Origin of the sequence: Orrella dioscoreae (assembly GCF_900089455.2) — a bacterium.
In the GTDB taxonomy this organism is placed as follows: Bacteria; Pseudomonadota; Gammaproteobacteria; order Burkholderiales; family Burkholderiaceae_B; genus Orrella; species Orrella dioscoreae.
Genome location: NZ_LT907988.1, coordinates 4,163,463 through 4,186,968, shown reverse-complemented (window position 1 = coordinate 4,186,968; position 23,506 = coordinate 4,163,463). Strand labels below are relative to the sequence as shown.

Below are 23,506 nucleotides of genomic sequence, written 5' to 3'. Positions count from 1 at the left end.
GCATCAGGTCTCGGGCCGGCGCATCATCGAGAAGCCGAAGGTGTTGATGCCGTCCTGGCTGTCGGCGAAGGCTTCGCCGCCATGCATGACGGCGATGGCGCGCACGATGGACAGGCCCAGCCCATGGTGCGCGCCGCTTTGCGCCCGGGCGGCATCGCCGCGATAGAAACGCTCGAACAGGCGCGCGCGTTGCGCGGGTGGAATGGGCTCGCCCTGATCCGCCACGCGCACCTGCACGCGCGCGCCCACGACCGCGATGGTGACGGTAACCTGCGTGCCGCGCCGGGCGTAGCGGGCGCTGTTCGACAGCAGGTTGGCCAGCGCGCGGTGGAACAGCCGCCGGTCCACGCAGGCCGACGCGTCGCCGTCCAGGGTCACGCGCATGTCGCGCAGCAGGAAGGCGTCTTCCAGGTAGTCGGCCGTCTTCTGCGCCTCGTGCCGCAGCGACACCTGGCTCAGCTCCGCCGCGCGCACGCCGTTCTCGGCGCAGGACAGGAACAGCATGTCGTTGACGATGTTGCTCATGCGCTCCAGTTCTTCCAGGTTGGACATCAGGATGTCCTGGAGCTCGTCCACGTCGCGGCGCTGGGACAGGGCCACCTGGGTCTGGCCGATCAGGTTGGTCAGCGGCGTGCGCAGTTCGTGCGCGACGTCGGCGTTGAAGCCTTCCAGTTGCAGCCACGCGGATTCACGCCGGGCCAGCGCGTTGTTGAAGGACACGCCCAACTGGTGGATCTCGGGCGCCAGCTTCTCCAGGCGCAGGCGCTGGCGCGGATCGCCCGGCGGCAGGGCGTTGGCCTCGCGGCTCAGCTGGCGCACCGGCCAGAGCCCCAGCTTGGCGATCCAGTAGCCCAGCGCCGCCACCAGCAGGATGCCCAGCGCGGACGTCGTGCGCAGGATGCGCGTGAAGCTTTCCTTGGTGGCGAGGTAGGACGTGGAGTCCTGCGCCACGACGAAACGCACGGCGGGACGGTCGCCCAGGGCGGCGATGGTGCGCGACATGACGCACCAGACCCGCTGCGCCTCGTCCTTGACGAAGGCGATCTCCTCGTCGGTCAGGGGCTGCCCCGTCTTGGTGGCCAGCGCGTTGCCGTAGCGGTAGCGGGGATCATCGGACATGATCCAGTAACGCATGCGGCCGCCGTCCTGCGTCATGCCGGACAGCTTCTGGCGCACGACCTGCCATTCCTCTTCGGTGTGGCGCTCGCGCAGCATGGGGTCGAGCAGGACGTGCTGGAACATCAGCTCGCCGCGGATCTGGCCGCGCACGGAGTCCGTCATGACGCAGTACAGGAACACGGCGACGCACGAGAACACGGCCGCGGCGGTCACCGCGAACATGATGGCCAGCCGCCATGCCAGGGACAGCTTGCGGATCATGCGACCTCGGCTTGCGGCGCGTCGTCGCGCGCTTCCAGCACATAGCCCATGCCACGCACCGTGTGCAGCAGCTTGGCGGGGTAGGGCGCGTCGACCTTGGTGCGCAGGCGCTTGATGGCCACCTCGACCACGTTGACGTCGCTGTCGAAATTCATGTCCCAGACCTGCTCGGCGATCATGAGTTTCGAGAGGATCTCGCCCTGGTGGCGAGCCAGCAGGCACAGCAGCGAGAACTCCTTGGCCGTCAGGTCCAGCCGCTGTCCGCCGCGGGTGGCCTTGCGCGCCAGCAGGTCGATGACCAGGTCGTCCACCTGCAGCACGGTGGCTTCCAGGTTCTCGTTGCGCCGACGCGTCTGCACCTGCAGGCGGGCAACCAGTTCGGTGAAGGAGAAGGGCTTGGGCAGGTAGTCGTCCGCGCCCTTGCGCAGGCCCTTCACGCGATCATCCACCGCCCCGCGCGCCGACAGCATGATGACGGGCGTGTTCTTGTGGCGCCGCAGGTTCTCCAGCACCGCATAGCCGTCCATGCCGGGCAACATCAGGTCCAGCACGATGGCGTCGTAGTCGAATTCCATGGCGTAGTGCAGGCCGTCGGTGCCGTTGCTGGCGGTGTCCGCGGTGTAGCCCAGCTCGGTCAGGCCGCGAAGCAGGTAGGAGGAGGTCTTTTCCTCGTCCTCGATGATGAGTACGCGCAAGTTTCGGTTTTCCAGGTGGCGCGCACACGGGGTGGCGCGTGCGCGAGGGGTGGATGACTGTACGGCAGCCAGCATGTCGGTCCCCTGTCCGCTTGCTGACATTTCTGTCAGCGTTCCCGCGGGCAGGGGAAAGGCAAGAACGAAGGGCATGTCCGCGCAAGGGGCGACCAGCCACTGACAAGCTGGCGCGCCCAAAGTTCTTGGCGCCGGGCAGGCCTGCTGGCGGATTGCGGCCATCTGACAGAAATGTCGGTTTTCGGTCAAGAAACTGTCGGTTGCGCGTCAAGCTCGGGTCAGCGTCAGGTCTCCAGAATGCGCACATGGATGGCGATGGCGCAAGCGCAAGGCTTGGCCGGCTGTCCTGAATTTCCTACTCATCTGGAGAGTGACATGAAGACGACCCAAGCCCTGAAGTCCCTGGTTCCCGCCCTGGCCCTGACGTTCGCAGCCGGGCTCGGCACCGCCCATGCGCAAGAACTGGTTCCCGCGCCGCAAGCCAGCAGCACCCAGTCCCGTGACCAGGTCCGCGCCGACCTGCTGGCCTGGCACGAATCGGGTCTGGCCGATGCGTGGCGTGGCGAGCAGACGCCCGACATCGAAGCGCCGGCCTATCGTGCCGAGCACCAGCGCTACCTGGCGCTGACGGGCAAGCCGTCCGTGCAGACTGCCGCCACGCAGCCCTCGCGCGAAGGCCGCGGCGGCTGATCGCCTTGCGGCATCCGGCTCCCGCCAGGCGAACCCCCGCCTTGGCCGGGAGCCCCCTCGCGCCGCATCAGCGGCGCCGCCCACCGACGGAGATAACCTCATGAAGTACAAGATTGCAGGCCTTGCATTGGGCACCGCCATGATCTCGAGCGCGCACGCGGCCGACGCCTCGGTCACGCTGTACGGACTGATCGACCTTGGCCTGAGCCATGAATCGGTACGCGGACCTAACGGTTTTTCGCAAAGCCGCACAGGGATGGTCGATGGCGTGAATAGCGGTTCGCGCTTCGGGATGCGCGGCGTGGAAGAGCTGGGCGGTGGCTTGCGCGCCCTCTTCACGCTGGAAGGTGGCATCACCGCCAGCAACGGCAACTCCGCGCAGGGCGGCCGCCTCTTCGGACGCCGAGCCACGCTGGGCCTGCAAAGCGATGAATGGGGCACCCTCGAGCTGGGCCGCCAGACGAACCTCGCCTCGACCTGGATTGCCGACGCGGTCAGCCCCTTCGGCACCTCGTGGCACACGGCGAACATGGGCACGACATTCAGCGCGGCCAACACCATGCGCCTGGACAACCTGGTGCTGTATCAAACCCCGAGCTTCGGCGGGTTCCAGGCCGGCCTGGGCTACTCGTTCAACGCGGACAGCACCCGCACGAACAACAACGGCCAGCAGACGGGCTTCGCCACGGCGGACAACAACCGCCTGCTGACCACGGCGCTGCGCTACAGCAACGGTCCGGTTTATCTGGCCGCGGCCTATGACCGCTTCAATCCCACCAATGCCGCGGTGGGCGGCCAGTCGGCGGCGCGCATCGAGTCGTACATGCTCGGCGGCACGTACAACTTCGAGGTGGTCAAGCTGGGCCTGGCCTGGGGCCAGACGCGCGATGGCTGGTTCATCGGCCAGAACATGGGCACCTCGCCCAACGCGGGCGACTACCAGGACTTCGGCACGTTTACGCTGCGCGAGGGCTTCCGGGTGAATTCCACGATGCTGGGCGCCACCGTGCCTTTCGGCGCGACCGCGCTGCTGGCCTCCTGGCAGCGCGCCGACCCGAACAACGCCAGCCTGACGGGTGACGACGCCACGATGAATGTCTACAGCGTGGGTATGACGCATGACCTGTCGCGCCGCACGAACCTGTATGCCTACACGTCCTATGGCGACAACTACGCCTTCAATCGCGACGCCAGCAACCGCAACGTGGTTGCCGGCATCCGCCACCGGTTCTAGGCGGAACGGGCGCCGTCCGCGCCGTGATGGACTGCGCTGTCTCCGACGGCGCTCGTGACGGCTGACTCCGCGAAGGTCTGGGCGGCGTCCGGTCTGGCTGGAAGGGTTGGGCCACCTCAAGGGTGGCCCGCTCGCATTTATGGAGAGATCCGCAGTCTGGGTCACTTGCATGACGTGGAGACGTACTATTCTCTGATTTTTTTGGGGTGATGCGAGATGGGTTTTCGGAGGAAAAGAGGCGCGTCCGCCCTTCCCGTGTTAATGGGGGTGGGGTCTGGGGTCGTTGCTATTTTTCCGCTACTTGTAGTGATTTTTTCGCTACTAGGCTATAGCGCGGCGATGGCGATAGAAGACGTCTTTGGTATTCCGAGAGATCACACCTATGACTCTGCCTTGAGTCTCTTGCATCTCTCAAGCGTCCCGATTGCCATGCTGCTGGAAAAGAAGACAACTGTGGATGTGTTGCTTCAGTTGCCGCTGGTACTGGCGATGCTCGCCCTTGTCTCGTTCCCGGTTTTTGCCGCCTATGCCCTTTTTGTTTCTTTTGCAAAATCAAAATCCAGTAAGAATGATCGATCCAGTCTGCCTGTTCGGTTGCCGATTTGGTTAGAGGATGAGACGCCAGGCGAGCGCTGGGGGGTTAAAAAAACGTTCTTTTTTTCCTTGTTGATCATTGCTTCTCCTGTGTTGCTTTGGCTTGCTGGATACGCTCTCTTCATTTCGGTCGTGTTGGTCTTTTCCTCTGCATTCAACTCCGCGAAGGCGCACTACTTCAATTGGGTAGCGGCCGCGCAGTACTGCACACCCATTGAAACCAGAGCGGAGATGCTGCGAGGAAGAGAAGTCGGGCCTCACCGAGTGGTGCCTTGTCTTGGCCTGTGGCGGAACGGGGAGTTGGTGGCAAAGGGAAGATATCTGGCGTCCACGAGCAAGTATGTCTTGCTGTTTGATCCAGACAGTGGGGCGGTCATAGAAGAGTCGGTAGAGGGGCTCTCCATGAGGAAGGTTGGCCTTTCTTTAGGGATGACCAAACTCTGCATCACCGCAAGCCAGGAGCGTCGTCCTCATCATGAAGGCGGCGGCCTATACCCGCAGCTCCCGGAACAATGCCGACTCTCCCAAGCAGGTCATCAAGTCGGGTCCGGCAAGCACTGAAGCATCGAGTCTGAATCGTCTTATCGAGCAGGCGCGCCCGGGCCACCGCCCGATTTAGCTATCCGCATCGGCTGTTCGAGCATCCGATGCAGTGAGGCGGGCTTCTGCACGATATCCGCCAACGTATATCCGTCCAGCACCGCGAAATACGCCTGCAGGGCTTCATGCAGCACACCTTTCAAGCCACAGGCGCGCGTGATGACGCAGCGGTTGTCGGCCTGGAAGCATTCCACCATGCCGAAGTCGGGCTCGGTGCCGCGGATGACTTCGCCAATGTTGATGTCGGCGGCGGGGCGGCCCAGCCGGATGCCGCCCGAGCGGCCGCGGATCGTCTGCAGATAACCGACCTGGCCCAGGTGCTGCACGACCTTGACCAGGTGGTTCTTGGGGATGTCGAAGGCGTCGGCGATGTGCTGGATGGTGACCAGCTCGTCCGGGTGCACGGCCACGTAGATCAGGACGCGCAGGCTGTAGTCCGTGTAGTCGGTGAGCTTCATGCGTCGGGGCCGCAGGCAGGGCGGGATGGAGAGTTAACAAGGACGAGGAATGCATCTTATCGCATGTGGCGCGGTGCCCACTTGCCAGAAATATAAGTTGTATTTGAAATGCATGTTTAATAGAATTTGATCCAGGGCAAGCGTGCTGCTGGCCCAGCCCTGCCGGCGCAGGGTGTGCTGCGTCTTGTTTGATGCATTTCAAATGTTTTTTTGGAGATCGACATGCTTTCGGAATCGTCCCGGCCCTACATTGACGCCAGCGTCCCGGTGTTGCGCGAACATGGCCTGGCCATCACCCAGACGTTCTACCGGAGCATGTTCGAGGCCCACCCGGAATTGAAAAATCTCTTCAACATGGGCAACCAGGCCAGCGGCGCGCAGCAGCAATCGCTGGCGTCCGCGGTGTTCGCCTATGCAGCCAACCACCGGAATGCAGGCGCGCTCACGCCTGTCCTGAGCCGCATCGCCCACAAGCATGCCGCGGTAGGGCTGACCTCGGCGCATTACCCCATCGTGGGCAAACACCTGCTGGGCGCCATCCGGACGGTGCTGGGCGATGCCGCCACGCCTGAATTGATGGCGGCGTGGGACGAGGCCTACTGGCTGCTGGCTGGCGAGTTGATCGCCGCCGAGGCGCGCCTGTATGACCGCGCGGGCAAGCCGGCGGCGCACCGCCACGCCATGATGATCACCGAGCGCGTGGCGCAGACCGCGGACATCGTCAGCCTGCGGCTGGTGCTGCCCGATGACCAGGCCGCGCCGGCCTTCCTGCCGGGACAATACATTTCCGTCGTGGTGGAACTGAGTCCGGGTGTCTTCCAGCAACGCCAATACAGTCTGTCCGACGCGCCCAACGGACGCGACCTGCGCATCTCCGTGCAGCGCGACAGCGGCACGGCCGGCACGCCCGCCGGCGTGGTGTCGAACTGGCTGCATGCGAATGCCAAGGTGGGCGACATCCTGCGCGTCAGCCAGCCCTATGGCGATTTCGCGCCTGCCCTGGACGGCGAGCGCCCGATCGTCCTGTTGTCAGGCGGCGTGGGCGTGACGCCGATGGTGTCGGTGCTGAACGCGCTGGTGGCGGCCCGTACGCCACGTCGGGTGGTGTTCGCCCATGCCGCGCGCGAGCGTGGTCACGTCGCGCATGCCCAGGATATTGCCTTGGCGGCGGATGGGTTGCCAGGCCTGGACGTGCACCTCTTCCTGGAGTCGGGCGAGACGGCGCTGCTGGCGGGCTTCCCCCCGCAAGCCGGCCGCATGGATGTGGGCGCGCTGGTGTCGGCGGATCCGGAATTGCGCGAGGCCGAGTTCCACCTCTGTGGCCCCTTGCCGTTCATGCAGGCGCAGCGCGCGGCGCTGCTGGCACAGGGGGTACCCGCCGAGCGTATTCATCGGGAGGTCTTCGGGCCGGACCTGCTGGATCACCTGCTGTAAACGGAGCCTGGGGGCTGCCAGGCTCAGGGAATGATGCCGAAGGCGTTCTCGAAGGCGGCCTTGCCGGTGGGCGTGAGCGACACCGCGCGGCTGCCGGGAATGCGCCGCAGCCAGCCCTGCGACAGGCTGTGTGAACAGAGCAGGGCGCCCACCGCGCCTGCCAGGTGCGGGCGGCGCTCGCTCCAGTCCAGGCAGGGGCGGCAGAAGGCGCGGCCGCCCTTGCGTTGCGCCGCCTGCAAGGCTTCGGTGTCCAGGTCGATGCCGAGGCCGAGAAGAAAGCGCGCACCGTTGCCAGAGAGTTCCGCCTGATCTCCTGACAGGGTGAGGAGCTTGCGCGAAACCATGCTGTCAGACAGGCGCACCGCCAGGCTGCCGGCGAGGTGGTCGTAGCAGGTGCGGGCATAACGCATGGCCTGGTCGCGCGGACCGGGCACCACGCGCCTGGCGGGTGCTGACGGTTCCGCGCCCGCGGCAACGGTCATGATGCTTTCGAGCATCTTGGCGACTTCGGGCGAGGCCAGCCGGTGGTAGCGGTGCCGGCCTTGTTTCTCCATGGCCAGCAGGCCAGCCTCGGTCAGGCGGGCCAGATGCGCGCTGGCGGTCTGCGGGGTGATGTTGGCCACGCGGGCGAGTTCGGAGGCGGTCATGGCCATGCCGTCCATCAGCGCCATCAGCATGTTGGCGCGCGCCAGGTCGCCCACCAGGGCGGCGGTTCCAACCAGCGAGGCGATGTTGGGCATGGGGTGTCTCCATGGCGGGCGCCGCGACGGCGCCGGAGGGGTCCACTATGCCACGCGCCCGGCGCCCATGCTTCGGGCACGGCCGAAGCGTGGGCGCCGGGGCTGCCTTCGGACGATCAGGGCTGGAAGAACGGTACCTCGGTCATCAGCGTGTTCTGCTGGCTGATCAGGAAGCCGGCGTCCGCGCTCTTGGACAGGTAGGTCGCCCATTCCGGATCCTTCTGCAGCGCCTTGCGGCGGGCGTCGCGGTCGGCGGCATCCTGGTAGACCCAGATGTGCAGGTAGCTGTTGACGTTGCCCGTCTCGGTCTGCAGGTAGGCAAGGGGTTTGCCCAGGTGGCGGCTCTGCACCGCGTAGCCGTGCTCGGCGTACAGCGCCAGGTGCTTCTTGATGGTGCCGGCGCGGCAGGTGTAGGTCCGTACGTCGTAAAGCATGTGTGTTCCTTGGGTGAGAAAAATCGTCATTTCCGGAGCCAGCGGGTGGCTTAGTCTACCGACGCGCCGGAGGCCTGCACCAGCGCGCGCCAGCGTTCGGTCTCCTGGGCCACGTAGGGCTGGAAGGCCTGGTAGCCGTCACCGATCGGGTCGGCGCCCATCTCCTTTAGCTTGGCCTGCACGGCGGGTTCCTTCACGCTCTTGACGATGGCGTCGGACAGGCGCGCGACGCGCTCGGGTGGCGTGGCCGCCGGCACGAAGAGGCCGAACCACGAGCGGGCGTCCAGCGCCTTGAATGCCGTTTCCGAGAAGGCGGGTACGTCTGGCAGGGCCGCGTGGCGCTGGTCGCCCGTGACGGCGATGGGGGTCAGGCGTCCGCCCTGCACCTGCGACAGCACTTCCGGCAGGTTGGCGAACATCAGTTGCACCTGTCCGCCGATGAGATCGTTCATCGCCTGCGCGCCGCCCTTGTAGGGCACGTGCGTCATCTGCGCGCCCACCAGCGAATTGAATTGCGCGCCGGCCAGGTGCGCGGCGGTGCCGGTGCCGCCCGAGGCATAGGTGGTCCGGTCGCTGTTGGCCTTCACATGGGCCGCCAGGTCCTTGGCGGTCGTGGCGGGCACCTTGGGGTTCACCACCAGCAGCAGCGGCACGGAGGCCAGGTTCGACAGGCCCGCCAGGTCCTTGGTCAGGCTGTAGTCCAGGTTGCGATACAGCGTGGTGTTGATGGCGTGGCTGGAGGTGGCCATGAGCATCGTGTAGCCGTCAGGCGCGGCGCGGGCAACCATGCTGGCGCCGATGTTGCCGTTGGCGCCGGCCTTGTTTTCCACGACCACGGGCTGGCCCAGCTTGCCCGCCATTTCCTGTGCCACGGTGCGGGCGATGACGTCAGTGGCGCCGCCAGCCGCGAAGGGCACGATGATGCGCAAGGGGCGGTCGGGGAACTCGGCGTGGGCAAGGCCGCCGGCCGTGGCAAGCACCGCGGCCAGCAGGGGGCAGAGCAATCGATGAAGGGACGTGCGCATGGGGGTTGTCTCCGTTGGGTTTGTTTTTGTATTGGCGCGGCGGGTGGTCCCGCCTCGCGGTACTGCGATGTCTTCCGGGGCGGCTCAGGCCTGCTGGCGGGCCAGCAATGCCTTTTCGCGCAGTGCGCTCAGCGTGGCGCGCGGGGTCAGCGTTTCGGGGTCGATGACCAGTTCGATGAGCGCGGCGCGCCCGCAGGACAGGGCGCGCGCCAGGGCAGGCGCGATCTCGTCGTCGCGGCTGACCCGCTCGGCGTGCAGGCCGAAGGACTGCGCGTACATCACGAAGTCCGGGTTATGCAGGTCGGTCGCCATCGGACGGCCGGGGTAGTGGTTCTCCTGGTGCATGCGGATCGTGCCGTACATGCCGTTGTTGAACACGAGGAAGACCACGCCCAGCTGGTGCCGGCCCACCGTGGCCAGTTCCTGCGAGGTCATCAGGAAGCAGCCGTCGCCGGCCAGGCACACCACCTGGCGCTCGGGGTGCCGCAGCTTGGCCGCGATGGCGGCGGGTACGCCGTAGCCCATGGCGCCGCTGGTGGGCGCCAATTGGGTGCGCGGCCGGCGGAAGCGGTAATAGCGGTGCGCCCAGGCGCTGTAGTTGCCCGCGCCGTTGGTGACGATGGCGTCCGGCGCCAGTTGCTCGCGCATGGCCAGGATCACCTTGGCCGGGTCCAGCGCGGCGTCGATGCCGGGCGGCTCGGTATAGCGCAGGTAGCCGGCGCGCAAGGCCGCGCGGTGGTCGGCCCAGCGCGCGCCATCCACCGGCGCGCAGGTGGCCGCCGTCATGGCGAAAGCGTTCAGGTCTGCCTGGATCTTCAGCGCGGGCTGGTACACGCGGCCCAGTTCCTCGGGCTCCGCCAGCACGTGGATGAGTGTCTGTTGCGCCACGGGCGGGCGCAGCAGCGTATAGCCGCCCGTCACCATCTCGCCCAGGCGCGCGCCCACGGCGAGAATCACATCGGCGTTGCGGATCGCGTCGGCCAGCGCCGGGTTCAGGCCGATGCCGACTTCGCCCACATACAGGTCATCGGTGTTGTCGTAGAGGTCCTGGCGGCGGAAGGAGGCTGCCACGGGCAGGCCGTTGCGTTGGACAAAGCGCGCCAGGCCGGCCAGGCCGGCGTCGTTCCAGCAGGCGCCGCCCACGATCATCAGCGGGCGCTGGGCGCCGGCCAGCAGCGATCGCATGGCGGCCAGCGCGTTCGGATCGGGGTGGGCACGCGGCACGTCCACCGGGCCGGCGCCTGCCACGTTGGCGGTGCCGGTCAGCATGTCTTCGGGCAGCGCCAGCACCACGGGCCCGGGGCGGCCCGACATGGCAACCGAAAATGCGCGCGCCATGAACTCGGGCACGCGGGCAGGATCGTCGATCTGCGCGACCCACTTGGTGAACTCGCCGAACATGCGGCGATAGTCGATTTCCTGGAACGCCTCGCGCTCGATCATGTCGCGTCCCACCTGGCCCACCAGCAGCACCATGGGGGTCGAGTCCTGGAACGCGGTATGCACGCCGATGCTGGCGTTGGTGGCGCCCGGGCCGCGGGTGACCATGCACACGCCGGGCCTGCCGGTCAGCTTGCCGTGCGCCTCGGCCATGAAGGCGGCGCCGCCCTCCTGGCGGCAGGACACCACGTTCACCGCGGGGCTGGCGCCGTGCAGCGCGTCCAGCACGTCCAGATAGCTTTCGCCCGGCACGCAGAACACCGTGTCCACGCCCTGTTCCAGCAGGGCCTGCACGATCAGTTGCCCACCCGTCTTGCCTGTTGTCGCCGTCTCGTTCATCTCTGCCCTGTTCTGCTGGCCCGCGGAGGGGCCGTCATGGATCTTGAGCAGACTGTACGCAGGATGCCCGCCGCCCCGTTAGGACGGAAAGGCGTTTGTCTTGGACTTTTCCGCGCGGCTCAGTCCAGCCGGGCGTGACGGCGCCGGAATTCGCCAGGCGCCTCGCCCGCGTGGCGGCGGAAGAAGCGCGTGAAATAGGCGGGGTCCTCGAAGTTCAGGCGGAACGCCACATCGGCGATGGCGATATCGGTGTTGCTGAGCAGGCGCTTGGCTTCCAGCACCTTGCGCGCCTGCACCATCTGGCTGGCCGTGCCGCCGCTGGCGCGCCGCACCGCGTCATTGAGCTGGCGCTCGCTGACGCCCAGGGCCTGGGCATAGTCACGGATGGCGCCGAACGCCAGATAGTGTTCTTCCACCAGCAGCGAGTAACGGCGCAGCAGCGCATAGGCGGGGCTGGCGGCGGCCGCGTCGTGCTCGGGATGGAGGCGCCGCAGCTGGGTCAGCAGGATCAGCAGATAGGAACGCACCACGTCGAAGCGGCCCACTTCGCGCTGCTGCATCTCCCGCTCGATTTCCTGGATGAGCGGCAGCAGGGCGCCGTGCTGCCCGGGGCTCAGGTACACGACGGGCACGCCGCCCGTGGGATGGAAGAACGGGAATTTCGCGATGTCGTCGGCACGGGGAAACATCTGCGCGAAGAAGTCCGTGCTGATGTTCATGACGTAGCCGTCGGGCGGCACGCGCGAGCGCCAGGCATGCACCTGTCCGGGCGTCAGGAAGAACACCGCGTGGTCGCGCACGTCGTAGCGTTCGAAGTCCAGCAGGTGTTCGCCCTGCGCGCGCGACATCCACAGCAGGTGGTAATAGTTGTGGCGGTGCAGGAAGCCGCGCGGGATGTCCTGGCGGTGCTGCAGCCGGACCAGGTCGAAATAGAACGCGCCCTCGCCCGAGAAGTCCGAGGAGTCGAAAGTGGGGAAGGGTTCGCGGCGCTGGGCCGTGTCGGGAGGCAAGCGCCGGTCTCCGTCAGTGTTGTCGCGGCGGCCTCTTGCCGGGCCGCCTGCTTGCCATCATACGGTCGGCGGCGGTTTCGCGCAGGCAGCTCATCAACTGGATGGCCGCCGGCCCCAGCCGCGCGCCGCGCAGGGCGATGAGCCCCACGGGCGGCACGTCCAGCGCCAGGTCCAGGGCCAGCACGTGGCACAGGCCGGCCTCGGCGAAATGGCGTGCCACGGATTCGGCCAGGAAGCCCGCCGCCGCGCGCTGGCCCAGGAAGGCCAGCGTGGTCAGGTAGGACGAGGATTCCACCAGGTCTGCCGAGGGTTGCAGGCCGTGCCGGAAGCACTGCTGTTCCAGCTTCACGCGCAGCGATGCCCAGGGCGGCGGGACCACGCAGGGCATGGCGGCGAGGTCGGCCCAGCCCGGGCGGCGCTTGCGTGCCAGCGGATGGCCCGGGGCCACGACCGCCCGCATGGGGTCGGCGTAGAGCGCTTCGGTTTCCAGGTCGGGGGCGGCGTAGCCGGGCTCCAGGCGGCTGACCAGGAAATCCAGCTCGCCCAGCCGCAACTTCGGCAGCAGGCGGGTCAGGTCGCCTTCCTCGACCAGGACGGTGGCGCGGGCCGACAAGGTTTTCAGGCTGTCGGCGGCGCGAGGCAGCAGCACGGGGATAGCCACCGGCATGGCCCCCACCCGCACGCGGCCGACCGCGCCGGATGCCGCCGCCGCGATCTCGTCGCGGGTGCGTTCGTATTGCGCCAGGACGCCGCGCGCGAAGCGCAGCACCGGCAGGCCCGCGGCTGTGGGCTCGGTGCCGCGCGTCGAACGGTCGAACAGCGCCAGGCCCAACATGTTTTCGACTTCAGCCAGCATGCGCGAGACGGCGGGCTGGCTGACCGACAGGAATTCCGCGCAGCGCCCCAGGTGGCGGAACTCGTCCAGCGCCACCAGCAGTTGCAGGTGGCGCAGTTTCAGGTTGGAGCGCAGCGCGCGGTCGAGGTGGGCCATGGCGGACAGCGTACATAACGAAAACGTGAAATAGCAATGCGGATTTTCGATTGGTCTGTTATGTAGCAATGGCCTGACAATGGCTCGCGGCACACGGTGTGCGACAGACGCACCGGGCCGACGGATACCGACAAGAACGCCCCAAGGAGGAGACACCATGAGGCAACCCCCCATCGACCCGCGTCGCCGGCAGTTGCTGGCCGGCGCCGCCGTGGCAGGCGCGGCCGGCCTGCTGGCCCCGTTCGCCGCCCACGCGTCGCGCTATCCCGCGCGGCCCATCACCTTCATCTGTCCCTGGCCCGTCGGCGGGACGGCCGACCAGTCCATGCGGGCGCTCTGTCAGGTGGCCTCCGGCGTGCTCGGGCAGAGCATCGTGGTGGAGAACCGCGCCGGCGCCTCGGGCATGATCGGCACCAAGACGCTGGCCTCGGCCACGCCCGACGGCTACACCATCGGGCAGATCCCGATCTCGGTGGCCCGTTTCTCGCAACTGGGCATGCTGCAGCTGGATCCACGCACGGAACTGACCTATCTGGCGCGCACCTCCGGCCAGACCTTCGGCATCGCGGTGCGCAAGGATTCCCCTTTCCAGACGCTGAAGGAAGCCGTGGCGCATGCCAAGGCGAACCCCGGCAAGCTGACCTATGGCCATGCCGGGGTGGGCGGCGCCACGCACGTGGGCATGGAGGAGTTCGCGCTGGCGGCCGGCGTGCAGTTCAACGCCATCGCCTACAAGGGCGGGGCCGCGGCCTTGCAGGACTTGCTGGGCGGGCAGATCGACATGCTGGCCGATTCCAGCTCGTGGGCGCCGCATGTGGAGTCCGGCGCCCTGCGCCTGCTCGCCACCTGGGGATCCAGCCGGCCGGCCCGCTTCCAGGACGCGCCCACCTTGAAGGAGCTGGGCTACGACGTGGTGGTGGAGGCGCCCAATGGCATCGGCGCGCCGCCCGGCCTGCCGCCCGAGGTCGAGCGGGCCTTGCGCGACGCCTTCCGCCTGGCGGTGCAAAGCGATGTCTTCAGGCAGGTGGCCCAGCGCATCGATGCGCCGGTCATGTACCTGGACGGGCCGGCGTACCGCGATTACGTGTCCTCGGTGTATGCCCAGGAAACCGTCCTCATCGAACGCCTGAACCTGAAGGCGTTGCTGCAAAAGGGTTGATGCGCGCGTGAACCTGCCTCCTCTCATCCGCCTGCATCCGCGGGACAACGTGCTGATCGCCCGCCAGGCCCTGAGCCTGGGGCAGGCGGTGCCGGAGCTGGGCCTGCGCGTGCGCGCGCAGGTGCCGGGCGGGCACAAGATCGCGGCCTGCGACCTGCCCGCCGGCACGCCCGTGCGCAAGTACGACGCGGTGATCGGCGTGGCCGCGCGCGACATCGCGGCCGGCGATCACGTGCATGCGCACAACCTGTCGCTGGTGGACTTCGCGCGGGATCCGGGCTTCTGCCAGGACTTGCGGCCGGTGGATGTCCTGCCCGAGGCGCAGCGGGCGCGCTTCCTGGGCTATGTGCGCGCCGATGGCCGGGTGGGCACGCGCAACTTCATCGGCATCCTGGCGTCGGTGAACTGCTCGGCCACGGTCATCCATCACATTGCCGAACACTTCAGCGCCGAACGGCTGGCGGCGTATCCGAACGTGGATGGCGTGGCCGCCTTCGCGCAATCCAGCGGCTGTGGCATGTCCTCGCCCAGCGAACATTTCGACGTGCTGCGCCGCACGCTGGCGGGCTATGCGCGGCATCCCAACCTGGCCGGCGTGCTGTTCGTGGGCCTGGGCTGCGAGCGCAACCAGGTGGCCGACCTGGTGGCCTCGCAAGGCCTGGCCGATGATCCGCGCGTGCATACGCTGGTCATGCAGGAAACCGGCGGCACCCGCGCCACCATCGAGGCGGGCATCCGCGCGGTGCAGGCCATGCTGCCCGAGGCCGATGCGGCACGACGCGTGCCGGTGCCGGCCAGCCACCTGAAGATCGGGCTGGAGTGCGGTGGCTCGGACGGCTATTCCGCCATCACCGCCAATCCCGCCCTGGGCGCGGCCATGGACATCCTGGTGCGGCACGGCGGCACGGCGATCCTGTCGGAGACGCCGGAGATCCACGGCGTGGAATACCTGCTGACGCGCCGAGCGGTGTCGCCCGCCGTCGGCCAGAAGCTGCTCGACCGCCTGGCCTGGTGGGAGCGCTATACGGCGGGGCACAACGCGCAGTTCAATGGCGTGGTGGGGCATGGCAACCAGCAGGGCGGCCTGGCCAACATCTTCGAGAAATCGCTGGGCTCGGCCATGAAGGGCGGGACGACGCCGCTGCGCGCCGTCTATGAATACGCCGAACCCGTCGAGACCCACGGCCTGGTATTCATGGACTCGCCCGGCTATGACCCGGTGGCCGTGACCGGCCAGATCGCCAGCGGCGCCAACCTCATCTGCTTCACGACGGGGCGCGGTTCCATGTTCGGCTCGCGTCCCGCGCCCACGCTCAAGCTTGCCAGCAACTCGGCGATGTACACGCGGCTGCAGGAGGACATGGACATCAACTGCGGCGCGGTGCTGGACGGCGAGTGCGACGTGGCGCAGATGGGGGAGCGCATCTTCGGGCGCATCCTGGCTGCCGCGTCGGGCGAGCGCACCAAGAGCGAGGCGCTGGGGCTGGGCGCGCACGAGTTCGTGCCCTGGCACCTGGGCATCGTCAGCTGAGCGCAGGCGCCGCGAGGGGCGCGGCCCTTCGCCCCGTGACACCGGCGGCCCGGCTCGGATACGCTGGCGCCAGCTTTTCTTCTTTCCTCATCCGGACGGAGTCCATGCCTGCACACAATCCCTTCAAGGCCGCGCTGGCGGCGCGGCAGAAACAGATCGGTTTCTGGCTGTCCATGGCCGATCCCTATCTGGCGGAAGTGTCCGCCACTGCTGGTTTCGACTGGCTGCTGATCGACGGCGAACATGCGCCCAACGACCTGCGCAGCACGCTCGCGGCCTTGCAGGCCGTGGCGCCGTATCGCGCGCAACCCGTCGTGCGGGTCGTGGCGGGCGAGGTGCCCCGCATCAAGCAGGTGCTCGACATCGGCGCCAGGTCCATCCTCGTGCCCATGGTCGACACAGCGGAACAGGCACGTGAATTGGTGGCCGCGACCCGCTATCCGCCCGGCGGCGTGCGTGGCGTGGGCAGCGCCATCGCCCGCGCCTCGCGCTGGAGCGCGCGCGGCGATTACCTGGACATCGCGGACGATGAAATCTGCCTGCTGGTGCAGGCGGAAACCGTCACGGCGCTCTCCAACCTGGAAGCCATCTGTGCGGTCGATGGCGTGGACGGCGTCTTCATCGGCCCGGCGGATCTCGCTGCGTCGATGGGGTATCGCGGCAAGCCCGGCCATCCCGATGTGCAGGCCGCCATCGAGTCGGCCATGCGCACCATCGTGGCGAGCGGCAAGGCTGCCGGTACGCTGACCTCGGATGACACCCTGGCGCGCCGTTACCTGGACCTGGGCTGCACCTTCGTCGCCACGGGCGTGGACGTGCTGGTGTATGCGCGCGCCGCGCGCGCCCTGGCCGCGGGATTCCTGGGCGAAGGGGCTGCGCCGGGACAGCAGGGGCCTTCCGCGGCCTATTGAGCCTGGCCACGGGGGCGGCGGCACCATCGAGGTGCCGTTTCCCACTGTTGCAACCCCGCCGTGCCCGCGGCGTTACGCTGGGCGTTTTGCCGCGCCGCGTTCGCGGGGGCGCCGGCAGGCCGCACACACGTCTTCCAGGGCGGATGCGGAACTTTGCCCAGGCTCGCTGTTCTCAGTGACCAGCGCCCGCGCCCGGCTGGCCCTTCGTCGTCGAAGGCCCGGGCGGCGGTGCATCGGAGCCAGAACTATGTCCTTGAAGATCCGCCTGCCCCAGCCGGGCGGGGTGTCCGTTCCCGAATGGTGGGCCCGCCTGCAGTGGTGGTCCTTGCGGGCGGCACGGCGTGTCGAGTCCTTTTTGCAGCAGGGCCGCCCCAAGGCAAAAAGCGGCCCCCTTTGGGGGCAGCAAGCCGTAGGCGCAGCGTGGGGGGCCTTGCTGTCCCGCAATGCCTGGATGGCCGAACGCCTGCGCTTCTTCCGCGCCTGGCGCGCCGATCCGCGCGGCATCGGCGCCATCATGCCGTCCAGCGCGGCGCTGGCCTCGGCCATCACGCGCGAGGTCGGCAGCCACAGCGGCGACGTGATCGAGCTGGGCAGCGGCACGGGTGCCTTCACGCGCGCGCTGGCGCGCCGCGGCGTGGCGCAGGGCGCCATGGCGCTGATCGAAACCGATCCGGATTTCGCGCGGCAGTTGCGCCGCGACTTCCCCGAGGCCCAGGTCTGCTGCCTGGACGCGGCGCGCCTGGCGGGCGAACCGCTGTTCGGCGGGCGCACCGTGGGCGCCGTGGTGTGCGGCCTGCCGCTGCTGAACATGCCGCTGCGCCAGCAGGTGGGCATCCTGCGCGGCAGCTTTTCGCACCTGCGTCCCGGCGGCGCCTTCTATCTGTTTACCTACGGGCCGCGTTGTCCGGTGCCGCGCTCGGTGCTGGACCGCCTGGGCCTGCGCGCGCGGCGCGCGCATTCGGTGATCCTGAACGTGCCGCCCGCACACGTCTGGAAGCTGACGCGACGCAGCAGCAAAGCGATATAGGCGCACTGCGCAGTCTCCTCGTCGTGCCGTCTTCTTACATGTCTTGGCTGGCGCGTCGTGTCACCGCTCATTAAGATGGCTGCCGTATCGATTTCCGGAGTGCCCGCATGAACTTCGCCCGCCTGGTGCGTTCCCTGGCAGCGCTGGCCGCCGCCGTCATCCTTTCGGCCTGCGCCGCGAAAGCGCCCTACATGGGGTCCGCCAACCCGCGCGGAGAAGATCCTTTCGTGCAGACGAGCTGGACGCTGACCGACTGGACCCAGGCTGGCGGCGGTTCGCGTCCCCTGCCCAGCGTGTCGGGCGACCGCGCGCTGACGATCGCTTTCTCGCGCGAGGGCAGCCAATACCGCGCCACCGGCTTCTCGGGTTGCAACCGCTATAACGCCACCTATGTCTACGCCAACGGCCTGCTGCTGGTGCAGGCGCCGACGGGCACGCGCATGGCCTGCCGCTCGCCCGAGCACACGCGCCTGGAGCAGGACTTCCTGGCAGCCCTGGTCAACATCGCGTCGTCCACGCTGGAGCCCTATAGCTCGCCGCTGCACATGAAGCTCGTCACCCAGCGCGGCGACGTGCTCACCTTTTCGCGCGCGGGCGACCCGCTGGCCGGCGGCGTGGGCATCAAGAAGCTGATCTACGTGGACAGCGAGCAGGTCACCTGCGATGCCGGCGCCGCGCGCCTGCAGTGCCTGCGCGTGCGTGACGATCCCAGCCGCCCCTGGCAGCTCTGGTACAACGGCATCGAAGGCTTCCAGCCCGAGCCCGGCGTGTCCTATCGCCTGCGCGTGCTGGAAGTGCCGGTGGTGAATCCCCCGGCCGACGGCGGGTCGCTGCGCTGGGTGCTGGACGCCGTGATCGAGCAGACCGTGGCGCGCTGACCGCAATCCGTGGCGCCGGGCGGCGATTGACAGGGTGGCGCAAGGCGCCGGGCGTTACCATATCGCCTTTGCCATTCCCGCCTGCGCCATGTCCCGCGTTGTCAATATCGCCGCCTACAAGTTCGTCACCCTGGATGCGCTGCCCGCCTTGCGCGAGCACCTGCTGACGCGTGCCGAGGCGCTGTCCCTGAAGGGCACCATCCTGCTGGCGCCAGAAGGCATCAACGTCTTCCTGGCTGGCGAGGCCGAGGCGGTCGACGCCATGCTGGCCGAGATGTCGGCGTTGCCGGCCATCGGTCCCCTGGAGGTGAAATACAGCGATTCCGCTTCCGTGCCTTTCGGCCGCCTGCGCGTGCGCATCAAGCGGGAAATCATCCGCATGGATCATCCCGCCATCCGTCCCGGCAAGGGCCGCGCGCCCAGCGTGGACAGCCAGACCCTGGCGCGCTGGCTGGCGCAGGGCGCCGATGACGAAGGCCGTCCCCTCGCCCTGCTGGATACCCGCAACGATTTCGAAGTGGACGCGGGCACCTTCGACGGCGCCATCGACTGGCGCCTGCAACGCTTCACCCAGTTTCCGGCCGCCTTCGACGCGCATCGCGCCGAACTGGAGGGCAAGACGGTGGTGAGCTTCTGCACGGGCGGCATCCGCTGCGAGAAGGCCGCGCTGTACATGCAGGACGCGGGCCTGCAGCACACCTACCAGCTGGAAGGCGGCATCCTGAAGTATTTCGAGGAAACCGGCGGCGTGGGCTACACCGGCGGCTGCTTCGTGTTCGACGCGCGCGAGACGCTCGACGCCGCGCTGGCGCCGCGCCCCTTGGGCGCCCAGGCTGCCTAGGCCTGGCGCCAGTCCGGGAGGCGGCACGCGACTGCCCGGGCGCAGCGCCGGGCCGTGTCCCGACAGCCTTACAGCACGGCCATGGCCGCCGTGTCTCGCCTGAGCGCCGTGGGTTCGGGCTGCAATTCCATCACGTCGCGCATGGGCAGCCTGAAGGCGCTGGCCGCGCGTTCCAGCGTATCGGCCTGCGTTTCCAGCGCGGATGCCGCCGCCGAGGCCTCCTCGACCAGCGCTGCATTCTGCTGCGTCACCTGATCCATCTGCAGTACCGCGTCGCTGACCTGGTCGATGCTGGTGGCCTGTTGCGCCGACGCGGCCGAGATTTCGCCCATCAGCGCCGCCACGTGGCCGATCTCCGTGATGACCTGCTGCACGGTCTGCCCCGCGCGCGTGACCAGCTGGGCGCCGTCCTCGACGCGGCTGCCCGCGTTCTCGATGAGGAGCTTGATCTCCTTGGCCGCCTGCGCGCTGCGTTGTGCCAGCGTGCGCACCTCGCCCGCCACCACGGCGAAACCCTTGCCCTGTTCGCCGGCGCGCGCCGCCTCCACCGCCGCGTTCAACGCCAGGATGTTGGTCTGGAAGGCAATGCCGTCGATGACCGCGACGATGTCGGTGATCTGCCGGGAGCTGGCCGAGATGCTGTCCATCACGGCGACGACGTCGCCCACCGCCTTGCCGCCATCGCGCGCCACCGCCGTGGCCTTGGTGGCCACCGCGTTGGCTTCGCGCGCGCTGTGGGCGTTCTGCTTCACCATGCTGGAGAGGTCGGCCAGGGTGGCCGAGGTTTCCTCCAGCGAGGCGGCCTGCTGCTCCGTGCGGGATGACAGGTCCGCGTTGCCCGCCGCGATCTCGCGCGCACCCACGTTGATCTCCTGCACGCCTTCGCGCACCGCCGTGATGGTGCGCGCCAGGCCGTCCTGCATGCGGCGCAGCGCCGCGAAGAGCACGCCGATCTCGTTGCTGGAACGGGTGTCGATCCGGCCGCTCAGGTCACCGTTGGCGATGCGTTCGAAGTGCTGTCCCGCCACGCGCAAGGGGCGCAGCAGCGCCCGTCGCAGGAACAGCGCGCAGGCCAGGGCCAGCAGCAGGCCCGCGCCCATCAGCGCCGCGGCGCTCCAGCGGGTCTGCGCATAGGCGTCTTCGGCCTGCAGGCGCACGTCGCTGCTCTGGTTGCGGATGTGCTGGGTCAGCGTGACGATCTGGTTGTTGAACGCGGACGCCGCCTGTTCCACGCCGGGCACGAAAGCCAGGTAGTCCTGCGTGGCGCCCGAGCGCAGCGCCGCGCCCATGGCGTCCACCTGCGCGGTGTACAGCGTGAAGGAGCGGCGCAGCGCGGTGGCCAGGGCGGCGCCTTGCTCGTCCTTGGGCGCCGACATATAGGTCTTGAACTGGTTGCCCGCGTCCTCGCGCAGGCTGCTTGCGGTGTCAGCCGCCGATTCGGCCGCCGCGGCGTCGTTCTCCAGGAGGGCAACGAGCCCGGAGGACAGCGCCACGCGGGCTTCCAGCACCGCATTGCTGACCTGGTTGAGCGGATCGAGCTGCTGGACGGACAGGTCGTCCAGGGTGTTGACGCTGGCGGCGAGGCGGCTGGCGTGCAGCCAGCTCAGTGCCAGCGCGGCGGCCAACAGCAGCAGGAACGCTGCGTAGACGAGCGCCGTGGCGGCGCGCAGGGAGAATGTTCGAACCATGACGACCCCTTCTTGGTGGTGTTGTTGCCGAGCAGCCGTGGTCTCCCCCGCCTCACTTGCCGTGATGCTGGTTTTTTCCCCTGTTGTCGCCGTATCGCAGGCCGGCGTCGCGGCCTGGCGGCGTTTATGTGCTGAAAATTACACTGGCGCGCAAGAAAAGGAAATGCCCGCAACTGGCGGGCATTTTCCAGGGCCAGGCGCCAAGCGTGGCGTTATCGCACGCGCATGCCCGGTTCGGCGCCGGGGAAGGGCTCCAGCACGTAGATGCCGGGATTCACCGCGTCATCGGCGTGGCTGGCGGCCAGCACCATGCCTTCCGACACGCCGAACTTCATCTTGCGCGGCGCCAGGTTGGCCACCAGCACGGTCAGCTTGCCGATCAGGTCTTCGGGCTGATAGGCCGACTTGATGCCCGAGAACACGTTGCGGTGGCGGCCTTCGCCCACATCCAGCGTCAGGCGCAGCAGCTTGGTCGAGCCGTCGACGTGCTCGCAGTTCACGATGCGCGCAATGCGCAGGTCGATCTTGCCGAAGTCGTCGATGGTGATGGTGTCGGCCAGGGCTTCGCCGCCGGGCGTCGGGGCGGGCGGCGCGGCCTCCACCGGCGGCTCCAGCAGGGCATCCAGCAGCGCGGGTTCCACGCGCTGCATCAGGTGCTTGAAGGCGCCCACCGTGCGCGGCAGTTCGGCGGCATCGGTCCAGACGAAGTCACGGTCCAGGCCGAACAGTTCGCGCGAGACGCGCGCGCCCAGTTCGGGCAGGATGGGCGAGAGCATGACCGACAGCGCCTTGAAGCCGGCCAGCGCGCGCGAGCAGATGTCCTGCAGCCTGGCCTGCGTGTCCGCGTCGGCCTGGGCGATGCCCTTGGCCAGCACCCACGGCTGCGCCGCGTCGAACGCCTGGTTGATGCGGTCGGCCAGGCCCATCAGTTCGCGGATGGCGCGGCCATATTCGCGGGCCTCGATGTCGGCGCGGGCCGACTCGGCTGCCGCGGCCAGTTCCGCCGACAGCGCGGCCTCGTCACCCACATAGCCCAGCTTGCCGTCGAAGTGGCGGGCGATGAAGTTGGCGGCGCGGCTGGCGATGTTGACGTATTTCCCGACCAGGTCGCTGTTGACGCGCGCGACGAAATCCTCGGGGTTGAAATCGATGTCTTCCACGCGGGCATTGAGCTTGGCCGCAATGTAATAGCGCAGCCACTCGGCGTTCATGCCCAGTTCCAGGTAGCGCAGCGGCGAGATGCCGGTGCCGCGGCTTTTGGACATCTTCTCGCCGCTCACGGTGATGAAACCGTGCACGTTCAACTGGTCCGGCGTCTTGCGGCCGGCGAACTTCAGCATGGCGGGCCAGAAGAGGGCGTGGAAATAGATGATGTCCTTGCCGATGAAGTGCACCTGCTCGGTCGTGCTGGCAGGATCGAGCAGCGCGTCGAAGTCCAGGCCCTGCTTGTCGCAGTAGGACTTCAGCGAGGCCAGGTAGCCCACCGGCGCGTCCAGCCAGACATAGAAGAACTTGCCCGGCGCGTCGGGAATCTCGATGCCGAAATACGGGGCGTCGCGCGAGATGTCCCAGTCGCCCAGCTTGGCCTCGCCGTCATCGGCGCCCAGCCATTCGCGCGTCTTGGCCAGCACTTCGGCCTGCAGGTGCTTGCCGCCCAGGGCGTTGGCGCCCGTGGTCCATTCCTGCAGGAAGGCCACGCAGCGCGGGTCGGACAGCTTGAAGAAGTAGTGTTCCGACGACTTCAGCACCGGCGTGGCGCCGGTCAGGGCCGAATAGGGGTTGATGAGCTCGGTGGGCGCGTAGACCGCGCCGCAGACCTCGCAGGAGTCGCCGTACTGGTCCTTGGCGTGGCACTTGGGGCATTCGCCCTTGATGTAGCGGTCGGCCAGGAACATGCCCTTGACCGGATCGTAGAACTGCTCGATGGCGCGGGTGTGGATGAGCCCCTCTGCCTTGAGCTTGCGATAGATGTCCTGCGACAGCGCGACGTTTTCCGGCGTGTCGGTGGAGTGCCAGTGGTCGAAGCGGATGTGGAAGCCGTTCAGGTACTGGGGGCGTTCGGCGGCGTAGCGCGCAACCAGCGCCTGCGGCGTGATGCCCTCCTTTTCGGCCTTCAGCATGATCGGCGCGCCATGCGCGTCGTCGGCGCCCACGAAGTGAACCGTGTGTCCCGCCATGCGCATCGAACGGACCCAGATGTCGGCCTGGATGTACTCCATGATGTGGCCGATATGGAAGGAGCCGTTGGCGTAGGGCAGGGCGGTGGTGACGAACAGGGTTCGGGACATGGATCAGGCTGGGCGCTGTGGCCGTGAGGAAAGGGGATCGGGCATTTTAGACCACGGCCAGGGAGAGGCTGGCCGGGCTGGGCGGACCCTGGCCCGGAAATGAA

The 23,506-nt window shown here is 67.9% G+C and carries 21 protein-coding genes; 10 read left to right on the top strand and 11 right to left on the bottom strand.

All coding sequences use genetic code 11. The features are described from left to right. Positions 1 to 3 precede the first annotated feature (3 nt). Together ODI_RS19235 and ODI_RS19230 are read right to left on the bottom strand one after the other, a co-directional pair. Positions 4 to 1,380 (bottom strand): heavy metal sensor histidine kinase, encoded by a 1,377-nt coding sequence (locus ODI_RS19235; protein ID WP_067754418.1) that lies wholly within the window; start codon positions 1,378 to 1,380, stop codon positions 4 to 6. Beyond that, positions 1,377 to 2,075, bottom strand: a complete 699-nt coding sequence (locus tag ODI_RS19230) for a heavy metal response regulator transcription factor (RefSeq protein WP_067754420.1) — start codon at positions 2,073 to 2,075, stop codon at positions 1,377 to 1,379. The genes ODI_RS19235 and ODI_RS19230 overlap by 4 nt, the downstream gene beginning before the upstream one ends. Positions 2,076 to 2,465: 390 nt before the next feature. Here ODI_RS19230 and ODI_RS19225 point away from each other — a divergent pair, with 390 nt between their 5' ends. From ODI_RS19225 to ODI_RS19215, 3 genes are all read left to right on the top strand, one after another. Then, positions 2,466 to 2,780, top strand: a complete 315-nt coding sequence (locus ODI_RS19225; RefSeq protein ID WP_067754424.1) for a DUF4148 domain-containing protein — start codon at positions 2,466 to 2,468, stop codon at positions 2,778 to 2,780. A gap of 100 nt (positions 2,781 to 2,880) precedes the next feature. Then, entirely contained in the window at positions 2,881 to 4,014 is a 1,134-nt protein-coding gene (locus ODI_RS19220) for a porin (RefSeq protein WP_067754427.1), read from the top strand. A gap of 339 nt (positions 4,015 to 4,353) precedes the next feature. Next, positions 4,354 to 5,169: a hypothetical protein gene (locus ODI_RS19215; protein WP_157929792.1), complete on the top strand. Its 816-nt coding sequence runs from the start codon at positions 4,354 to 4,356 to the stop codon at positions 5,167 to 5,169. A gap of 20 nt (positions 5,170 to 5,189) precedes the next feature. Here the strand turns inward: ODI_RS19215 and ODI_RS19210 are convergent, their stop codons facing one another. Then, positions 5,190 to 5,666 carry an Rrf2 family transcriptional regulator gene (locus ODI_RS19210; protein WP_067754434.1) on the bottom strand — a complete coding sequence of 159 codons (477 nt, stop codon included), beginning with the start codon at positions 5,664 to 5,666 and terminating at the stop codon, positions 5,190 to 5,192. Positions 5,667 to 5,888: 222 nt separating this feature from the next. On the opposite strand from ODI_RS19210, the gene ODI_RS19205 reads away from it, so the two are divergent. Continuing rightward, complete coding sequence (locus ODI_RS19205; protein WP_067754437.1) at positions 5,889 to 7,100, top strand: globin domain-containing protein; 1,212 nt, start codon at positions 5,889 to 5,891, stop codon at positions 7,098 to 7,100. A gap of 23 nt (positions 7,101 to 7,123) precedes the next feature. On the opposite strand, the gene ODI_RS19200 is transcribed toward ODI_RS19205, so the two are convergent. From ODI_RS19200 to ODI_RS19175, 6 genes are all read right to left on the bottom strand, one after another. Continuing rightward, positions 7,124 to 7,840, bottom strand: a complete 717-nt coding sequence (locus ODI_RS19200; protein ID WP_067754440.1) for an ArsR/SmtB family transcription factor — start codon at positions 7,838 to 7,840, stop codon at positions 7,124 to 7,126. A gap of 116 nt (positions 7,841 to 7,956) precedes the next feature. Beyond that, the gene (locus ODI_RS19195; protein ID WP_067754443.1) at positions 7,957 to 8,274 is read right to left on the bottom strand and encodes an NIPSNAP family protein; all 318 of its coding nucleotides are present in this window, start codon (positions 8,272 to 8,274) and stop codon (positions 7,957 to 7,959) included. A gap of 50 nt (positions 8,275 to 8,324) precedes the next feature. After that, the gene (locus ODI_RS19190) at positions 8,325 to 9,299 is read right to left on the bottom strand and encodes a Bug family tripartite tricarboxylate transporter substrate binding protein (RefSeq protein ID WP_067754447.1); all 975 of its coding nucleotides are present in this window, start codon (positions 9,297 to 9,299) and stop codon (positions 8,325 to 8,327) included. A gap of 84 nt (positions 9,300 to 9,383) precedes the next feature. Further along, on the bottom strand, positions 9,384 to 11,078 hold the full coding sequence (locus tag ODI_RS19185) for a thiamine pyrophosphate-binding protein (RefSeq protein ID WP_067754450.1): 1,695 nt from the start codon (positions 11,076 to 11,078) through the stop codon (positions 9,384 to 9,386). 119 nt (positions 11,079 to 11,197) lie between these two features. Further along, complete coding sequence (locus ODI_RS19180; RefSeq protein WP_067754453.1) at positions 11,198 to 12,088, bottom strand: helix-turn-helix domain-containing protein; 891 nt, start codon at positions 12,086 to 12,088, stop codon at positions 11,198 to 11,200. Positions 12,089 to 12,101: 13 nt separating this feature from the next. Beyond that, positions 12,102 to 13,079, bottom strand: coding sequence for a LysR substrate-binding domain-containing protein (locus ODI_RS19175; protein ID WP_067754456.1), 978 nt, complete (start codon positions 13,077 to 13,079; stop codon positions 12,102 to 12,104). A 157-nt stretch (positions 13,080 to 13,236) separates the two neighbouring features. Here ODI_RS19175 and ODI_RS19170 point away from each other — a divergent pair, with 157 nt between their 5' ends. The 6 genes from ODI_RS19170 to ODI_RS19145 all read left to right on the top strand — a co-directional run bounded on the left by ODI_RS19170 (position 13,237) and on the right by ODI_RS19145 (position 19,426). Continuing rightward, positions 13,237 to 14,238 (top strand): tripartite tricarboxylate transporter substrate binding protein, encoded by a 1,002-nt coding sequence (locus ODI_RS19170; protein WP_067754459.1) that lies wholly within the window; start codon positions 13,237 to 13,239, stop codon positions 14,236 to 14,238. A 7-nt stretch (positions 14,239 to 14,245) separates the two neighbouring features. Continuing rightward, positions 14,246 to 15,769 (top strand): UxaA family hydrolase, encoded by a 1,524-nt coding sequence (locus ODI_RS19165; protein ID WP_067754462.1) that lies wholly within the window; start codon positions 14,246 to 14,248, stop codon positions 15,767 to 15,769. 104 nt (positions 15,770 to 15,873) lie between these two features. Then, positions 15,874 to 16,680: a 4-hydroxy-2-oxoheptanedioate aldolase gene (gene hpaI, locus ODI_RS19160; RefSeq protein WP_067754465.1), complete on the top strand. Its 807-nt coding sequence runs from the start codon at positions 15,874 to 15,876 to the stop codon at positions 16,678 to 16,680. Between the two features lie 247 nt (positions 16,681 to 16,927). After that, positions 16,928 to 17,707 carry a class I SAM-dependent methyltransferase gene (locus ODI_RS19155; protein ID WP_157929791.1) on the top strand — a complete coding sequence of 260 codons (780 nt, stop codon included), beginning with the start codon at positions 16,928 to 16,930 and terminating at the stop codon, positions 17,705 to 17,707. 107 nt (positions 17,708 to 17,814) lie between these two features. Continuing rightward, positions 17,815 to 18,585, top strand: a complete 771-nt coding sequence (locus ODI_RS19150) for an META and DUF4377 domain-containing protein (protein WP_067754471.1) — start codon at positions 17,815 to 17,817, stop codon at positions 18,583 to 18,585. A gap of 88 nt (positions 18,586 to 18,673) precedes the next feature. Continuing rightward, a complete protein-coding gene (locus tag ODI_RS19145) occupies positions 18,674 to 19,426 on the top strand; it encodes a sulfurtransferase (protein ID WP_067754739.1) in 753 nt (250 codons plus the stop codon). Positions 19,427 to 19,494: 68 nt separating this feature from the next. On the opposite strand, the gene ODI_RS22660 is transcribed toward ODI_RS19145, so the two are convergent. Continuing rightward, on the bottom strand, positions 19,495 to 21,114 hold the full coding sequence (locus tag ODI_RS22660) for a methyl-accepting chemotaxis protein (protein ID WP_067754474.1): 1,620 nt from the start codon (positions 21,112 to 21,114) through the stop codon (positions 19,495 to 19,497). Between the two features lie 212 nt (positions 21,115 to 21,326). Beyond that, positions 21,327 to 23,402, bottom strand: a complete 2,076-nt coding sequence (gene metG, locus ODI_RS19135) for a methionine--tRNA ligase (protein WP_067754477.1) — start codon at positions 23,400 to 23,402, stop codon at positions 21,327 to 21,329. Between the last annotated feature and the right edge of the window lie 104 nt (positions 23,403 to 23,506).

Bases quoted from the DNA above. Each gene is read 5' to 3' on its own strand.
- ODI_RS19235 (WP_067754418.1), bottom strand. From the start codon at position 1,380: ATGATCCGCAAGCTGTCCCTGGCATGGCGGCTGGCCATCATGTTCGCG.
- ODI_RS19225 (WP_067754424.1), top strand. From the start codon at position 2,466: ATGAAGACGACCCAAGCCCTGAAGTCCCTGGTTCCCGCCCTGGCCCTG.
- ODI_RS19220 (WP_067754427.1), top strand. From the start codon at position 2,881: ATGAAGTACAAGATTGCAGGCCTTGCATTGGGCACCGCCATGATCTCG.
- ODI_RS19215 (WP_157929792.1), top strand. From the start codon at position 4,354: ATGGCGATAGAAGACGTCTTTGGTATTCCGAGAGATCACACCTATGAC.
- ODI_RS19210 (WP_067754434.1), bottom strand. From the start codon at position 5,666: ATGAAGCTCACCGACTACACGGACTACAGCCTGCGCGTCCTGATCTAC.
- ODI_RS19205 (WP_067754437.1), top strand. From the start codon at position 5,889: ATGCTTTCGGAATCGTCCCGGCCCTACATTGACGCCAGCGTCCCGGTG.
- ODI_RS19200 (WP_067754440.1), bottom strand. From the start codon at position 7,840: ATGCCCAACATCGCCTCGCTGGTTGGAACCGCCGCCCTGGTGGGCGAC.
- ODI_RS19195 (WP_067754443.1), bottom strand. From the start codon at position 8,274: ATGCTTTACGACGTACGGACCTACACCTGCCGCGCCGGCACCATCAAG.
- ODI_RS19190 (WP_067754447.1), bottom strand. From the start codon at position 9,299: ATGCGCACGTCCCTTCATCGATTGCTCTGCCCCCTGCTGGCCGCGGTG.
- ODI_RS19185 (WP_067754450.1), bottom strand. From the start codon at position 11,078: ATGAACGAGACGGCGACAACAGGCAAGACGGGTGGGCAACTGATCGTG.
- ODI_RS19175 (WP_067754456.1), bottom strand. From the start codon at position 13,079: ATGGCCCACCTCGACCGCGCGCTGCGCTCCAACCTGAAACTGCGCCAC.
- ODI_RS19170 (WP_067754459.1), top strand. From the start codon at position 13,237: ATGAGGCAACCCCCCATCGACCCGCGTCGCCGGCAGTTGCTGGCCGGC.
- hpaI (WP_067754465.1), top strand. From the start codon at position 15,874: ATGCCTGCACACAATCCCTTCAAGGCCGCGCTGGCGGCGCGGCAGAAA.
- ODI_RS19155 (WP_157929791.1), top strand. From the start codon at position 16,928: ATGTCCTTGAAGATCCGCCTGCCCCAGCCGGGCGGGGTGTCCGTTCCC.
- ODI_RS19150 (WP_067754471.1), top strand. From the start codon at position 17,815: ATGAACTTCGCCCGCCTGGTGCGTTCCCTGGCAGCGCTGGCCGCCGCC.
- ODI_RS19145 (WP_067754739.1), top strand. From the start codon at position 18,674: ATGTCCCGCGTTGTCAATATCGCCGCCTACAAGTTCGTCACCCTGGAT.
- ODI_RS22660 (WP_067754474.1), bottom strand. From the start codon at position 21,114: ATGGTTCGAACATTCTCCCTGCGCGCCGCCACGGCGCTCGTCTACGCA.
- metG (WP_067754477.1), bottom strand. From the start codon at position 23,402: ATGTCCCGAACCCTGTTCGTCACCACCGCCCTGCCCTACGCCAACGGC.